13 protein-coding genes and 1 pseudogene are annotated in these 15,503 nt (G+C 73.2%); 9 read left to right on the top strand and 5 right to left on the bottom strand.

Annotated elements, in window-relative coordinates:
- Window positions 1-131 precede the first annotated feature (131 nt).
- The 8 genes from AB0K37_RS16915 (at window position 132) to AB0K37_RS16950 (ending at window position 10,984) form a co-directional block, all read left to right on the top strand.
- Complete coding sequence (locus AB0K37_RS16915; RefSeq protein WP_345181401.1) at window positions 132-272, top strand: hypothetical protein; 141 nt, start codon at window positions 132-134, stop codon at window positions 270-272.
- Complete coding sequence (gene kdpF / locus AB0K37_RS16920; RefSeq protein ID WP_345181398.1) at window positions 269-358, top strand: K(+)-transporting ATPase subunit F; 90 nt, start codon at window positions 269-271, stop codon at window positions 356-358. Before AB0K37_RS16915 ends, kdpF begins: the two co-directional genes overlap by 4 nt.
- Window positions 358-2,025 carry a potassium-transporting ATPase subunit KdpA gene (kdpA, locus tag AB0K37_RS16925; RefSeq protein ID WP_363981364.1) on the top strand — a complete coding sequence of 556 codons (1,668 nt, stop codon included), beginning with the start codon at window positions 358-360 and terminating at the stop codon, window positions 2,023-2,025. The genes kdpF and kdpA overlap by 1 nt, the downstream gene beginning before the upstream one ends.
- On the top strand, window positions 2,025-4,184 hold the full coding sequence (gene kdpB / locus AB0K37_RS16930; RefSeq protein WP_363981367.1) for a potassium-transporting ATPase subunit KdpB: 2,160 nt from the start codon (window positions 2,025-2,027) through the stop codon (window positions 4,182-4,184). Before kdpA ends, kdpB begins: the two co-directional genes overlap by 1 nt.
- A 7-nt stretch (window positions 4,185-4,191) precedes the next feature.
- Window positions 4,192-5,091, top strand: coding sequence for a potassium-transporting ATPase subunit C (locus AB0K37_RS16935; protein ID WP_363981393.1), 900 nt, complete (start codon window positions 4,192-4,194; stop codon window positions 5,089-5,091).
- Between the two features lie 2 nt (window positions 5,092-5,093).
- Window positions 5,094-7,628, top strand: a complete 2,535-nt coding sequence (locus tag AB0K37_RS16940; RefSeq protein ID WP_363981370.1) for an ATP-binding protein — start codon at window positions 5,094-5,096, stop codon at window positions 7,626-7,628.
- A gap of 120 nt (window positions 7,629-7,748) precedes the next feature.
- Entirely contained in the window at window positions 7,749-10,310 is a 2,562-nt protein-coding gene (locus AB0K37_RS16945) for a DUF4118 domain-containing protein (RefSeq protein ID WP_363981373.1), read from the top strand.
- Window positions 10,307-10,984, top strand: a complete 678-nt coding sequence (locus AB0K37_RS16950; RefSeq protein ID WP_363981376.1) for a response regulator — start codon at window positions 10,307-10,309, stop codon at window positions 10,982-10,984. Before AB0K37_RS16945 ends, AB0K37_RS16950 begins: the two co-directional genes overlap by 4 nt.
- Window positions 10,985-11,048: 64 nt before the next feature.
- Here the strand turns inward: AB0K37_RS16950 and AB0K37_RS16955 are convergent, their stop codons facing one another.
- From AB0K37_RS16955 to AB0K37_RS16975, 5 genes are all read right to left on the bottom strand, one after another.
- Window positions 11,049-11,624, bottom strand: coding sequence for a hemerythrin domain-containing protein (locus AB0K37_RS16955; RefSeq protein WP_363981379.1), 576 nt, complete (start codon window positions 11,622-11,624; stop codon window positions 11,049-11,051).
- 96 nt (window positions 11,625-11,720) lie between these two features.
- Window positions 11,721-12,863, bottom strand: coding sequence for an oxygenase MpaB family protein (locus tag AB0K37_RS16960; protein ID WP_363981381.1), 1,143 nt, complete (start codon window positions 12,861-12,863; stop codon window positions 11,721-11,723).
- Window positions 12,856-13,839, bottom strand: a complete 984-nt coding sequence (locus AB0K37_RS16965; RefSeq protein WP_363981384.1) for a polyprenyl synthetase family protein — start codon at window positions 13,837-13,839, stop codon at window positions 12,856-12,858. Before AB0K37_RS16965 ends, AB0K37_RS16960 begins: the two co-directional genes overlap by 8 nt.
- On the bottom strand, window positions 13,832-14,032 hold the full coding sequence (locus tag AB0K37_RS16970) for a hypothetical protein (RefSeq protein ID WP_363981387.1): 201 nt from the start codon (window positions 14,030-14,032) through the stop codon (window positions 13,832-13,834). Before AB0K37_RS16970 ends, AB0K37_RS16965 begins: the two co-directional genes overlap by 8 nt.
- Before the next feature lie 209 nt (window positions 14,033-14,241).
- Complete coding sequence (locus AB0K37_RS16975; protein WP_363981390.1) at window positions 14,242-14,973, bottom strand: polysaccharide deacetylase family protein; 732 nt, start codon at window positions 14,971-14,973, stop codon at window positions 14,242-14,244.
- 416 nt (window positions 14,974-15,389) lie between these two features.
- Here AB0K37_RS16975 and AB0K37_RS16980 point away from each other — a divergent pair.
- Window positions 15,390-15,503, top strand: a pseudogene (locus AB0K37_RS16980) (XRE family transcriptional regulator); the annotation flags it as partial.

Genomic DNA, 15,503 nt, shown 5'->3' on the forward strand with positions numbered 1-15,503 from the left:
ACGCCGGAATCCACGGGCGTTAAGGAAGCGTTAAGCGCGGCGCTCCGCGCGCTAAGAACGCGTCAACGGCCCGGGGAAATGCTGGGCAAGTGCCGTTTACTGCCTGATGCACCCCCAAAGCGGGTGCGGGTGTGACGAGTACCCGGCGCTCCGTGGCGGCCTTCCGCCGCCCTCCAAGGAATCGAGAAATGTCAGATCTGGCGTTCATCCTGCTGACGGTGGCGGTCTTCGCCCTGTTCGCGCTGGTCGTGAAGGCGGTCGAGCGGCTGTGACCGCGGAGAACGGAATCGGCCTGACGCTGGCCGTGCTGCTGGTCGCCTTCCTAGTCGCGGCCCTTCTTTTCCCGGAGCGTTTCTAGTGAGTCCGACGGTCGCCGGGATCCTGTTTCTCGGCTCTCTTCTCCTCGCCCTCGTCCTGACGAACAGGCCATTGGGCGACTACATGCACAGGGTCTATTCCGAGACCCGGCATTCGCGGGTGGAGCGTGTGCTGTACCGGCTGGTCGGAGTCGATCCCGGGGCCGAGCAGAGGTGGGGGGTCTACGCGCGCAGCGTCCTGGCCTTCTCGGTCGTCAGCGTGCTGTTCCTCTACGGGTTCCAGAGGCTGCAGAACCACCTCCTCCTCAGCCTGGGGTTCGATCCGGTCAAGCCCGACCAGGCCTGGAACACCGCGGTCAGCTTCGTGACCAACACCAACTGGCAGTCGTACTCGGGCGAGTCGACGATGGGCCACCTGGTGCAGATGGCCGGGCTCGCGGTGCAGAACTTCGTCTCGGCCGCCGTCGGCATGGCCGTGGCCGTCGCGCTGGTGCGCGGCTTCGCACGCCGCAAGAGCGAGCACCTCGGCAACTTCTGGGTCGACCTGACCAGGGGATCGCTGCGGATCCTGCTGCCCATCGCGTTCGTCGGCGCCGTCGTGCTGGTGTCCGGGGGACTGGTGCAGAACTTCTGGGATCCCGCCCACCACACGGTGGACACGATCGCCGGCGGCGCCCAGACGCTGACGGGCGGTCCGGTGGCGTCCCAGGAAGCGATCAAGGAACTCGGGACGAACGGCGGCGGCTTCTACAACGCCAACTCCTCCCATCCCTTCGAGAACGCCACGGCGTGGACGAACTGGCTGGAGATCTTCCTGATCCTCGTCATCCCGTTCGCGCTGACCCGGACGTTCGGCCGCATGGTGGGCCAGGTCCGGCAGGGGTATGCGATCGCCGCGGTGATGGGGGTCATCGCGCTGGTGAGCGTCTCGCTCACGATGATCTTCCAGAACATGCACCACGGCACTGTGCCGACCGCGGTCGGTGCGGCGACGGAGGGCACCGAAGCGCGTTTCGGGGTGCTGAACTCCGCGGTGTTCGCCGCGGCGACCACGCTGACGTCGACCGGCGCCGTCGACTCCTTCCACGACTCCTACACCAGCCTCGGCGGCATGATGACGATGTTCAACATGATGCTGGGCGAGGTGGCGCCCGGCGGCGTCGGCTCGGGCCTGTACGGGATGCTGGTCCTCACCGTGATCACGGTGTTCGTGGCCGGGCTGATGGTGGGCCGCACCCCCGAGTACCTGGGCAAGAAGATCGGCTCGCGGGAGATCAAGTTCGCCGCGCTGTACTTCCTGGTCACGCCCGCGCTCGTGCTGGCCGGGACCGCCGCGGCGATGGCGACCGACCGCGGGCGCGCGGGCTTGCTGAACTCCGGGCCGCACGGGCTTTCGGAGGTCCTGTACGCGTTCACGTCCGCGTCCAACAACAACGGCTCCGCGTTCGCCGGCCTCACGGTCAACACGGTCTGGTACGACACGGCGCTGGGCCTGTGCATGGCCTTCGGCCGGTTCCTGCCGATCATCTTCGTGCTCGCCCTGGCCGGCTCGCTGGCCCACCAGGGGCACACTCCCGAATCGGACGGCACCCTGCCCACGCACCGGCCCCAGTTCGTCGGCATGGTCGCGGGCGTAACCGTCGTCCTCGTCGCGCTCACGTTCCTGCCCGCGCTCGCGCTCGGGCCGCTGGCAGAAGGAATCCACTGATGTCCACGACGCAGACCGCGCGGGGAACCGCGCAGTCACCCGCCCCCGAACCGTCGGGCCGCGTCCAGGGCGGCCTGCTCGACCCGCGGCAGATGCTGCGGTCCCTGCCGGACGCGGTCCGGAAACTCGACCCCCGGACGTTGTGGCGCAACCCCGTCGTGCTGATCGTGGAGATCGGCGCCGTGTGGTCCACGGTGCTGGCCGTCACCGAGCCGACGTGGTTCGCCTGGCTGGTCGTCGTCTGGCTGTGGCTCACCGTGGTCTTCGCCAATCTTGCGGAGGCGGTGGCCGAGGGCCGTGGCAAGGCCCAGGCCGACACGCTGCGGCGGGCGAAGCGGGACATGACGGCCCGGCGCCTGGTCGGCTGGGAGCCCGGGGCCGTGGACGTGGTGGAGGAGTCCGTCCCCGCCCCGGCGCTCACAAAGGGCGACATCGTGGTCGTCGAGGCCGGGCAGATCGTCCCCGCGGACGGAGACGTGGTCGAGGGCATCGCCAGTGTCGACGAGTCGGCGATCACGGGCGAGTCGGCCCCGGTCATCCGGGAGTCCGGCGGTGACCGGTCGGCGGTGACCGGCGGCACCAGGGTGCTGTCCGACCGCATCGTGGTGAGGGTGACCCAGAAGCCCGGCGAGAGCTTCATCGACCGGATGATCGCCCTGGTCGAGGGCGCCAGCCGGCAGAAGACGCCGAACGAGATCGCACTGAACATCCTGCTCGCCGCGTTGACGATCATCTTCCTGCTCGCCACCGCGACCCTGCAACCGCTGGCGATCTACTCCAAGGGCGGCGACCCCGGAGTGCCGGACTCGCCGGCCCTGGGCGCCCATGGCGTGACCGGGATCGTACTGGTGTCCCTGCTGGTCTGCCTGATCCCGACGACGATCGGCGCGCTGCTCAGCGCCATCGGGATCGCGGGCATGGACCGGCTGGTGCAGCGCAACGTGCTGGCGATGTCCGGGCGGGCGGTGGAGGCCGCGGGCGACGTCAACACGCTGCTGCTGGACAAGACCGGCACCATCACCCTCGGCAACCGGCAGGCGGCCGAGTTCATCCCGCTCGACGGGGTGCCCGAGGGCGAACTGGCCGATGCGGCGCAGCTGGCCAGCCTCGCCGACGAGACGCCCGAGGGTCGTTCGGTCGTCGTGCTGGCCAAGCAGCGGTACGGGCTGCGCGAGCGTACGCCCGGGGAGCTGTCCCACGCCGACTGGGTGGCCTTCACCGCCCAGACCCGGATGTCGGGCGTCGACCTGGACGAGGGGGCGAAACGGTCGCTGCGCAAGGGGGCGGCCAGTGCCGTCGCCGACTGGGTCCACGGGCAGGGCGGGACCGTGCCACCAGGGCTCGGTCAGATCGTGGACGGCATCTCCGCCTCCGGCGGGACGCCGCTCGTGGTCGGCGAGGCCGGCGGCGGGGGAGCGCGCGTCCTGGGGGTGATCCACCTCAAGGACGTCGTCAAGCAGGGCATGCGGGAGCGGTTCGCCGCGATGCGGGCGATGGGCATCCGCACCGTCATGATCACTGGCGACAACCCGCTGACGGCCAAGGCGATCGCGGACGAGGCGGGTGTGGACGGCTTCCTCGCCGAGGCCAGGCCCGAGGACAAGCTCGCTCTGATCAGGAAGGAGCAGGAGGGCGGCCGGCTGGTCGCGATGACGGGGGACGGGACCAACGACGCCCCGGCGCTCGCCCAGGCCGACGTCGGCGTCGCGATGAACACCGGCACGTCCGCCGCCAAGGAGGCCGGGAACATGGTCGACCTGGACTCCGATCCCACCAAGCTCATCGAGATCGTCCAGATCGGCAAACAGCTCCTGATCACTCGAGGCGCGCTGACCACGTTCTCCATCGCCAACGACATCGCCAAGTACTTCGCGATCATCCCGGCCCTGTTCGTCACGCTGTTCCCGGGCCTGGACGCGCTCAACATCATGCGGCTGGCCAGCCCGCAGTCGGCGATCCTGTCGGCCGTGGTGTTCAACGCGCTGATCATCATCGCGCTGATCCCGCTGGCGCTGCGCGGGGTGAAGTACCGCCCGAGCAACGCCACCAGGCTGCTGTCGCGCAACCTCTGCCTCTACGGCCTCGGCGGGATCGTCGCGCCGTTCATCGGAATCAAGCTGATCGACCTTCTCATCCAGTTCCTTCCGGGGATGTCCTGACATGCGTATGCCAACCTGGATTCGCCGGCACGTGGCCGCGGTGCGAGCGCTGCTGGTCCTCACCGTCGTGCTCGGCGTCGCCTACCCGCTCGCCGTCTTCGGGGTCGCCCAGATCCCCGGGCTGAAGGGCCGGGCCGACGGGAGCATCGTGAAGACCGCCGGCGGCAGGACGGCGGGCAGCGCGCTCATCGGCCAGTCCTTCACCGACAAGGCCGGGAAGCCGCTGAAGCAGTACTTCCAGAGCCGCCCGTCCGCGGCCGGCGACGGCTATGACCCGACCTCGACGGCGGCGAGCAACCTCGGGCCGGAGAGCGTCCTGGACACGCTCGCCGATCCGGCTGCCAAGGTCGAGGGCGAGCAGAGCCTCCTCACCCAGGTGTGCTCGCGGAGCAAGGCCGTCGGCGACCTCGAAGGCGTGGACGGCGAGCGGCCGTACTGCACGCCCGACGGGGTGGGCGCGGTGCTCAAGGTGTTCGGGACGCGGGCGCCCGACGGCACCGTCCCGAAGCCCTCCCGCGTCGTCAGCGCCAACCAGGCTTGCCCCGCCGTGCCCTTCGTGGCCTCCTACAGGGGAGTACGGGTCGAGTGCGCCAGGCCGGGCGAGGACCTCGCCTCGGGCCTGACCGTCCCGGTCAGGGGAAGCGCGCCCGCGAAATCCCAGGTGCCGGCCGATGCCGTCACCGCGAGCGGCAGTGGGCTCGACCCGCACATCACGCCCGCCTACGCGAGGCTCCAGGCGCCGCGGGTCGCCAAGGCGCGCGGCATCTCCGAGGCGCGGGTGCTGGCGGCCGTCCGGCACAACCAGACCGGCCGGGCGCTCGGCTTCATGGGGGAGCCGGTGGTGAACGTCCTCCGCCTCAACCTCGAACTGGACCGCGACCACCCCGTCGGCGCCGGGAGGGGCTGATCATGACGCGCGGGCGGCTCCGCGTCTACCTGGGGGCCGCCCCGGGCGTGGGGAAGACGTACGCGATGCTCGCCGAGGCGCACCGGCGGCGGGCCCGCGGCACCGACGTCGTCGCGGGGTACCTGGAGACGCACGGCCGGCCCCTGACCGCGGAGCGGCTCGCCGGGCTGGAGACGCTGCCCCGCAGGACGATGGAGTACCGCGGGACCGCGTTCACCGAGATGGACACCGAGGCCGTGATCGCCCGCCGCCCGCAGGTGGCGCTCATCGACGAGCTGGCCCACACCAACGTGCCCGGCTCCCGCCATGCCAAGCGCTGGCAGGACATCGAGGAGATCCTGGACGCCGGGATCGACGTCATCTCCACCGTCAACGTCCAGCATCTGGAGTCGGTGAACGACGTCGTCGAGCAGATCACCGGCGTGCCGCAGCGCGAGACCGTCCCGGACGAGGTGGTCCGCCGTGCCGACCAGGTCGAACTCGTCGACATGACGCCCGAGGCGCTGCGCCGCAGGATGGCGCACGGCAACGTCTACCCCCCCGAGAAGGTCGACGCCGCGCTCGGCAACTACTTCCGCGTCGGCAACCTCACCGCGCTCCGGGAGCTGGCGCTGCTGTGGCTGGCGGGCAAGGTCGACGACCAGCTCGACCGCTACCGCGCCGACCACGGCATCGCCGGGACGTGGGAGGCGCGAGAACGCGTCGTCGTGGCGCTCACCGGCGGGCCGGAGGGCGACACCCTGATCCGCCGCGCCGCCCGCGTCGCCGCCCGCACCAAGGGCGCCGACCTGCTGGCCGTCCACGTCCTCCCCGGCGACGGCCTCACCGGCGCCGACCCCGCGCACCTCGTGCGGCAGAGGGCCCTCGTGGAGCACCTCGGCGGCACCTACCACCAGGTCGTCGGCGACGACATCCCGACCGCCCTGCTGGACTTCGCCCGGGGCGTCAACGCGACCCAGCTGGTGCTGGGCGCCTCCCGGCGGGGCCGGGTCGCCCAGCTCTTCTCCCGGGGCGTCGGCGTGACGACGACCGCCCACTCCGGCCCCATCGACGTCCACCTGGTCACGCACGAGGAGGTCAGCAAGGGGCGCCGGGCCCGGCCGTCGAGCGGCGGCCTCACCCGGCGGCGGCGCACCGCGGGCTTCGTGCTGGCCGCCGCGCTCCTCCCGCTGCTCACCCTGGTGCTCCAGCATCTGCAGGGGGAGTTCTCCCTGCCCAGCGACATCCTGCTGTTCCTCGTCGTGGTCGTCGGCGTGGCGCTGGTCGGCGGCCTGTACCCCGCGCTGTTCGCCGCGGTGTCGGGGTCCCTCCTGCTGAACTTCTACTTCACGCCGCCGCTCGACCGGTTCACGATCTCCGAGCGGGAGAACCTGCTGGCCCTGGTGGTCTACGTCGTCGTGGCCGCCGTGGTCAGCGCCGTGGTCGACCTGAACTGCCGCCGCGGCCGCGAGGCGGCCCGGACCCGGACCGAGGCCGAGGTCCTGTCCGCCCTCGCGGGCGGGGTGCTGCGCGGCCAGAGCACGCCGCGCGACATCCTGGAAGACCTGCGGCAGACCTTCGGGCTGACGGCGGTGACCCTGCTGGAGCGCGGGCCGGAGGCCGCCGGGACGCTCGGTGTGCAGGGCGATCCGGACCGCTGGCGCATCGTGTCGACGGCCGGGGGCCCGCCCTGCACCGCCCCGAAGGCGGGCGAGACCGGGATCCCGATCGACGACGAACTCGTCCTGGTGCTGCGCGGCCGGACGCTGCGGGCCGAGGACCGCCGGGTGGCGGAGGCCTTCGCGGCCCACGCCGCGGCCGCGCTGCGGCAGCAGCGGCTGACCGCCGAGGCCGAGCGGGCGCGCCCGCTGGCGGAGGCCGACCGGATCCGCACCGCCCTGCTCAACGCCGTCGGCCACGACCTGCGGACCCCGCTGTCCTCGGCGAAGGCGGCCGTGGACAGCCTGCGCAGCCCCGACGTCACCTGGATCGAGGAGGACCGGGACGAACTGGTCGACACCGCCGCCGAGTCCCTGGCGCGGCTCGACCGGCTCGTGGCCGACCTCCTCGACATGAGCCGGCTGCAGGCCGGCGTGCTCGGCGTCGCCGCGCGGCCCCTGGCGGTCGAGGACGTCGTGCCCCGCGCCGTGGCCTCCCTCGACCTCCTCGACGCGGCCGGGGTGCGCATCCGGATCTCCGGCGGACTGCCCGAGGTGCCGGCCGATCCGGCCCTGCTCCAGCGGGTGCTGGCGAACCTGATCGCCAACGCCGTCCGCCACAACCCGCCCGGGGAGCCCGTCACGGTGACCGCGAGCGCCCACGCGGACAGGGTCGAGCTGCGTGTGATCGACCGCGGTCCCGGAATCCCCGCGTCCGAGAGGGACGCGGTCTTCGCGCCCTTCCAGCGGCTGGACGACCGCGGCGACGGCACCGGTGTCGGCCTCGGGCTGGCGCTGGCGCGGGGGATGACCGAGGCGATGGGGGGCACGCTCCTTCCCGAGGAGACTCCCGGCGGCGGGCTGACCATGGTGGTCACCCTGCGGACCGGCGGCCGTTAAGAAAGCGTCAAATCCCGGTCCGCGGGGACGGACCGCGCAGGGCCGCTCACCAGGCTTTGCTAGATTTCGCCAGGCCTCATAAAAAGGGTCAATTCAGGCGAGGGGGAGGCGGCGCTCGGCATGGGCAGGCGGGGCGCATGGCGCATCTATCTGGGCGCGGCGCCCGGGGTGGGCAAGACCTACGCCATGCTGAGCGAGGGCCGGCGGCGTGCCGGGCGCGGCACGGACGTGGTCGTCGGGCTCGTCGAGACCCACGGGCGCTCCCGGACGGCCGAGCAGATCGGCGACCTGGAGGTCGTCCCGCCCCGCCGCACGCACCACCGGGGGGCGCGGCTCACCGAGCTGGACGTGGACGCCCTGCTCGCCCGCCGTCCCGAGGTCGCGCTGGTCGACGAACTGGCCCGCGCCAACGCGCCGGGAAGCCGCAACGCCCACCGGTGGCAGGACATCGAGGAGCTCCTGCGGGCGGGCATCGACGTGGTCTCCACCCTCAACGTCCAGCACCTGGAATCGCTCAGCGACGTCGTGGAGGGCATCACCGGGGTCCGGCAGGGCGAGACCGTCCCGGACGCGGTCGTCCGGCGGGCGGACCAGATCGAGCTGGTCGACATGACCGCCGAGGCGCTCCGCCGGCGGCTCGCGCACGGGAACGTCCACGCGCCGGACGAGGCCGCCGCCCTGCCGCCCGGCTACTTCAGGACGGGCACCCTCAGCGCGCTCCGCGAGCTGGCGCTGCTGTGGGTGGCCGGCCGCGTCGACGAGGGGCTGGCCCGCTACCGCGACCAGCACGGCATCAACGAGCCCTGGGAGGCGCGCGAGCGCATCGTCGTGGCGCTGGGCGGCGGCCCGGAGGGCGATGCGCTGCTCCGCCGCGCGGCCCGCATGGGCGCCCGGGCCGGGCGCGCGGACCTCCTCGCCGTCCGGGTGGTGCGCAGCGGCGGTCTCGATGAGGGCTCCGCGGCCGCGGTCGCGCGCCAGCGCGCCCTGGTGGAGAGCATGAACGGGACGTTCCACCAGGTGGTGGGCGACGACGTGGCGACGGCGCTGCTGGAGTTCGCCCGCGGCGTCGACGCCACGCAGCTCGTCGTGGGGGCCGGGCGCCGCTCCGGCCGGCGGCGGGCCGTCGGGCACGGGATCGGGAGCGCCGTGACCAGGGAGTCCGGCGACTTCGACGTCCACATCGTCGGCCACGAGCACGCCGGGAGGCGCTCCGGCGCCACCCGCGCGAGCGGCCCGGCGCTGAGCCGCCGGCGCAGAGGGGCGGGATGGGCGCTCGCCCTCGCCGGCCCCCCGGCGCTGACCGGCCTGCTGGCCGGGACGGGCCTGCGGTTCGGCCTGGTCATCGACATCCTGCTCTACCTGGTGCTGGCCGTCGGAGTCGCCCTCGCCGGAGGGCTGTGGCCGGCGGTGGCCGCCGCGGTGCTGGGCAGCCTGCTGGCCAACTGGTTCTTCACCCCGCCCTTCCACACCCTCACCATCGGCGACCGCGACAACGCGCTCGCGCTGGTGATCTTCGTCGGGGTGGCGGCGGCGGTCGCCTCGGTGGTGGACCTGGCCGCGCGCCGCTCCCGGCAGGCGGCGCAGAGCGGCGCGGAGGCCGAGACCCTGAGCATGCTGGCGACCAGCGTGCTGCGCGGCGAGAAGGCGCTGCCCGCCCTGCTGGAGCGGGTCCGCGAGACCTTCGGCGTGACCTCGGTCGCGCTGCTGGAGCGGGCGGGGGACGGCTGGACGGTCCTGGGGTCGACCGGCTCCGACCCGTGCCCCGACCCCGACCGGGCCGACGCGCAGGCCAGGGTCGGCGAGGGCGAGGGCGCGGACCGGAGCGGCGAGACCGTGCTGGCGCTGCGCGGGCGCGTCCTGCCCGCCGCGGACCGGCGGGTGCTGTCGGCGTTCGCGTCCCAGGCCGCCGCCGCGCTGGAGTGGCGGCGGCTGGCCGAGGAGGCCGGGCAGGCGCGGCGGCTCGCCGAGGGCAACAAGATCCGCACCGCCCTGCTCGCCGCGGTCTCCCACGACCTGCGCACCCCGCTGGCCTCGATCAAGGCCGGGGTGAGCAGCCTGCGCCAGACCGACGTCGACTGGGACCCCGAGGACGAGGCCGAACTGCTGGCCACCGTCGAGGAGTCGGCCGACAGGCTCGACGGCCTCATCGGCAACCTGCTCGACATGAGCCGCCTGCAGACGGGCGCCGTCTCCCCGCTGACCCAGCCGATCTCCCTGGAGCAGGTGGTGGCGCCCGCCCTCCAGGGCGTCCCGGCCGGCCGCGTCGAGGTGGACGTCCCGGAGACGCTCCCGCCGGTCCTCGCCGACGCCGGGCTGCTGGAGCGGGCGCTGGCCAACGTGGTCGAGAACGCCGTCCGGCATAGCGCGGGCGCCGTCACCCTGCGGGCCGGCGAGCTGCGGCCCGGCCGGGTCGAGATCAGGGTCGCGGACCGGGGCCCGGGAGTTCCGGAGGCGGCCAAAGAGCAGATCTTCGCGCCGTTCCAGCGCCTCGGGGACTCGCCCCGGGGCACCGGCGTGGGGCTGGGCCTGGCCGTGGCCAGGGGATTCACCGAGGCGATGGGCGGCGCCCTGCGGGCGGAGGACACCCCGGGAGGCGGCCTCACCATGGTCTTCGCGCTGCCGGCCGCCGGCGCGTGCGGGGACGGCTCCGCGGCCGGCGGAGGGGACAGGGGGCCACTGTGACGCGCGTACTCCTCGTCGAGGACGAGCAGCAGCTCGTCCGGGCCCTGCGCATCAACCTGCGGACGCGCGGCTACGAGGTGGACACCGCGCCCGACGGCCGCACCGCCCTGGACCTGGCCGCCCGGCGCCGGCCGGACGTGGTGGTGCTCGACCTCGGACTGCCGGACATGGACGGCGTCGAAGTGATCCAGGCGCTGCGCGGATGGCTGCACGTCCCCATCCTCGTCCTCTCCGCGCGGCACGCCTCCGAGGAGAAGGTCCGGGCCCTGGACACGGGGGCCGACGACTACGTCACCAAGCCGTTCGGCATGGACGAGCTCCTGGCCCGCCTGCGCGCGGCGGTCCGGCGGGCCGCCCCGGCCGAGCCGGCCGCCGCCGTGGTGGAGACCGGGGCGTTCACCATCGACCTGGGCGCCAAGCGGGTGACCAGGGAGGGCCGGGAGGTCCGCCTGACGCCCACCGAGTGGAACATCCTGGAGGTCCTGGTCCGCAGCCCCGGCGCACTGGTCGGCCAGCGGCAGCTCCTCCACGAGGTGTGGGGCCCCGCCTACGACAAGGAGACCAACTACCTGCGCGTCTACCTCGCCCACCTGCGCCGCAAGCTGGAGCCCGACCCCGCGCGCCCCCGCCACCTGATCACCGAGCCCGGCATGGGCTACCGCTTCGAACCCTGACCCGCGACGGCGCGGCCGTGGACCGTCCGGTTCCCGGCTCCCATGTCCGGCTCCCTCCGTCTCCTCAGCCGTGCTGCCTGCCGAGGGCCTTGCGGATCGCGTCCCGGGTGCGGTCGGCGACGGCGGCGAACGGCCCCGCCACCAGGTTGGCGGGGGCGGACTCGAACCCGACGTGCGGACGGGTGGGGGCCACGGCCTCGGCGGCCTTCACCGCGGTGGCCATCCTGCGCAGGTCCTTCTCGGTGGCATGCCGCCGGAGCTGGGGAAACTCCTCTTCCTCCTCGTGCCGGGCGTGGTCCATGACGGACAGGCGCAGGTCGCCGAGCCGCTGGAGGAAGTCGGAACTCGTGGGGCCGAAGTAGTCGACGTCCGACAGGAGCTGCTTGGCCTGGTTCTCCTCGGCCAGGCGCGCTTCGATCACCTCGTGGCCCCGATCGATGTGACGGCGGGCGTAGGGGTGCACGACCTCCTCCTCGGCGGTCTCGTGCACGGCCAGCAGCCGGCGCAGCCGGTGGAAGGCCTCGGCCCGCTCGTGCCCGGCGGCGGCCTCGACCCGGTCGAACAGCCGCCGGATCTCCGCGTGCTGCCTCAGCAGGAGGTCGACGACGTCGCCGGGCGCGGCTTCTGATCGCTCACTCATCTTCCCCCCTGGAGAGTCGGCGGCGATGGTTGGCCCCTGCCCCTCCTGTGCTGCCGAAACATCCTCCTCGGTACGTCGGACGCCGATCGCGCGTGGTCAGAGGGCGGGGCTGGGCGGTGTCCAGCGGGCGTTCTTCGAGGGGACCCCGAAGTCGGATTTGAGTTCCTGCGGGATGGCGTAGTGCATGACGCGCCCCCGCGTCAGGGAGGACAGTTCCAGCATGGTGACCAGGTGGCCGAGCCGGTCGGAGACGTGCTCGGCCCATGGCCCGCGGTCCTCGGCCCATTCCAGGGCGCCCAGCAGGGCCGGGGCGAGCCCGATGAGGGAGTCGAACCGCGAGCGGGGGACCTGGAGCCAGTCCGCGGACGTGTCGCCGATGAGATAGCGGATGAGCGCGGGCACGACCGGGTCGAGCAGCTTCCCGGGGACGACCTCCTCGTACATGTCGATCAGCTGCCGGGTCAGGTGCGCCCCTTCGGGGGAGGGGCCCATGTGGCGCACCATGTACCGGTCGGAGAACTCCCGGGCCGCCTCCAGGTCCGGGGGGATGGTCGCGGGGTCGATTCCGAGGATCGCGCCGACGACGCGCCACGCGTAGTAGTAGGAGTCCGCGCCTTCGGCGGTGATGTGGATCCCCATGCGGTGCAGGGCGTCCAGGACCTGGATGCTGAACATCATCAGCCCGCCGAGCATGTCCTCCTGGCAGATCGCGACGGGTTCGGGCCAGTGGCCCTCCTCCTTCAGGTGGCGGCGGATGGAGGCGTGCAGGAGCCGCACCTTCTGCGCCGCCGGCAGGAACCGCCCGCCGGCCTGGAACGCGTCGGGCTGCATGAGGTAGACGGTGAACTGCCCGGTCTCGGCCATGCGGCGCGAGGGGTAGGCCAGCGAGTGCGTGGCCGACAGGAGCTTGGCCACGTGCGGGACGACGTAGCAGGCCGGCATCGCCGCGAACGACAGGGCGGTGGAGACGTGCACGTCGTTGTCGACGAAGAACTGCCGCGCCTGCTCCATGACGCCCCAGTCGATCCAGTCCGGCGGGGTCGCGGTCGCCTGGAGGTAGTCGCGCGCCGCGTCGGGCAGGCCGTCGGGAAGCGCTTGGCCGGAGGTCGTGAACCAGCGCATGAGGGTGTTGTACCTGCCCACCTGCCCGCTGCTGAACAGGGCCTCGACGGTCGCGTCGGCGAGCGGGTCGCCCTTCAGCCGCAGAGCGTCCATGTACCGGTCGGTGTACTCAGTCATCGGCGGTCACCTCGCAGATCAGTCGGGCCAGGGCGGCGGCGGCGTCCGGCCGGGTGCCGGCGAGCGCCGCGCGCGCGGCGTGCGCGCGTTCGTCGATCATCTGCCGGACGCGGTCCGGCGCCCGGGCGCGGAGCATGATCTCCCGGATCTCGGCGGCGCCGGCCGGGGTGAGCGGTCCGTCCAGCAGGTCCCGCAGGCGCCGGCGGTCGGGCTTGCCGGCCTCGGTCAGGGTCAGCGCGAGCAGGGCGGTGGGCTTGCGGCCGGCCAGGTCGTCCAGCGTCGACTTGCCGGTCCGGCGCGGGTCGCCGAACACGCCCCACAGGTCGTCCCGCAGCTGGAACGCCTCTCCGAGCGGCCGGGCGTAGGAGGCCAGCGCGTCCAGGGTCGGCGCGGCCGCCCCGCCCAGCACCGCGCCGATCCGCAGGGGCCCCTCGACGGTGTAGGAGGCGGTCTTGAACCGCACGATCGTCAGCGAGCGGGCCACGTCGGGCGCCGCCCCCGTCCGCAGGATCTCCAGGCACTCGCCCGCCACCAGCTCGCGGCCCATCGCCGTCCACAGCGGGACCGCCCGGCCGAGGAACGCCCGCGGCAGGCCCGAGGAGTGGAACAGCTGCGCGGCCCACGCCACCAGCAGGTCGCCGACCATGATGGCGAGGCCGTCGCCGAGCCTCTCGTGCGCGGTCGGCCGCCCGCGCCGCATCGGGCTGCGGTCGATGACGTCGTCGTGGACGATCGCCGCGGCGTGCACGAGTTCCAGCGCCGCCGCCGCGCGCACGGCGGCGTCGGTGTCCGGCTGCCCCGCGGCGCGCCACCCCCAGTAGCAGAACGCCGGGCGGATCCGCTTGCCGCCGTCGACCGAGATGCGCAACTGGTCGGCGACGGGCGCCAGCTCGCCGTCCAGGGCCAGCAGCTCGGCGACCTCCGCCTCGACGAACTCCTTCAGCGCCCGGTCGACGCGGGTCCGGAGGTCAGCCATCCTTGACCCGTGCGCCGGCGTGACGGGCCAGGACCTCCATGTGCGCCTCCGGAGCCGCGCCGTTGCGCCGCAGCGCCAGCTCACCGCGCGCGCGAAGCTCCTGCCGGACCTCGGCCGGACCGGGCATGCGCCGGGTCAGGCCCCGCAACCCCTCCGCCACCACGTCGGCGACCCCGGCCGCCAGGCAGAGCACTTCGTTACGCGAACCGGCTCTTCCGCCAGACTCCGACATCATCACCATCCGCTCCCTTGTAGTCGCAGTCAGTGATATCAGGAAAGCGGTGGGTCACCCCCGAAACGGGATGTCAGGACTGCCTCGCCGCCGCACAACGGAATAGTCACTCCCCGGCCGTTGCGAAGCGGGACGCGTCTCGCGCGCCAGCATGGACGGGCACCGTCTGGTTATGAGTGACCAGGTGACGTGCTTGGGGAGTAGACCTCGTGGTCGCGCAGCGGGCCGACGGTCAGGCCGGTGGCGCGGCAGGTCCCCACCACGCCGGGAAGGGCGCCGAGGGACGCTCTCCACGCGCCCGGCGCCGAGGTGGCGTCGCTGTCGTGCAGAAGGAGCGTCGCGCCCCCCTCCAGGCCGGGGGAGAGCGTGGCCAGCACGGAGCGGGGCGTCGCGGAGGCCGTCCAGTCCCTGCCCCAGGCCGTCCACAGGACGGGCTTCAGGTCGTCGCGACGGGCCGCGAAGAGGGCCTCGGCGGTGAGGACGCCGTACGGGGGGCGATACCAGGAGGGAGTGGCGCCGCAGACGTCCTCGATGAGGCGGACGGTGCGGCGCACCTCGGCCGAGACGCGGCCGGGGCGGGTCTTCAGGGCGTTGTCGTGGTGCCAGCCATGGACGGCGATCTCGTGGCCTTCGTCGACGATGCGCCGGCCCAGGGACGGGTCGCGCTGGAGCATCGCGCCGAGGACGAAGAAGGTCGCATGGCAGCCGAGACGGGCCAGCTCGTCCAGGAAGAGGGGCGTGGAGCGCGCGTCGGGCCCGTCGTCCAGGGTGAGCGCGACGTGGCGGGCTCCGCCGCGGCCGGCGAGCCGGGGAGTCAGGAGGCGGACGGGTGGAAGCCAGGTCGCGGCGGGCAGGGCGTGCGCCAGGAGGCCCCCGGCGAGAGCCCGAGTCAGATGCGACATGGGACCAGTCTCACAGGGGGATCGATCGCGTGGGCAAACGACTCCTCATCCTCTCGGCCGCCATGGGGGCGGGCCATGACGCCGTCGCCGGGGAGCTGGCGCGCCGGATCGCGCCGTGGGGCGTGGAGGTGTGCGTCGTCGATGTGCTGGACCTGGTGCCGCTGCGCCTCGGGCGCGGGCTCAGGCGGATGTACGGGGCGATGCTCCGCGGGGCGCCGTGGCTGTACGAGTGGATCTACCAGGCGTTCTTCGTGGCGCCGCGCCCGCCGCCCGCCTCGCCGCTCACCGTGCTGATCGCCAGAAGGCTGGAGCGGCGGACGTCGGAGCTGCCGCCGGACGCGGTGGTGTCGACCTTCCATGTCGCGGCGCAGGCCGCGGGCTGGATGCGCCTGCGCGGGCGGCTGGAGGCCCCGTCGCTCGTGCTGGTGACCGACTGAGGCGGCCGAGTTCGACACCCGGCTGCCGCACTGGTTCGGCGGCGACGGCGGGCCGGTCGAGGTGCTCAGCCTTTTCGGGCCGCAGGGGGAGCG

Source organism: Actinomadura sp. NPDC049753 (assembly GCF_040674655.1).
Taxonomy (GTDB): Bacteria; Actinomycetota; Actinomycetes; order Streptosporangiales; family Streptosporangiaceae; genus Spirillospora; species Spirillospora verrucosospora.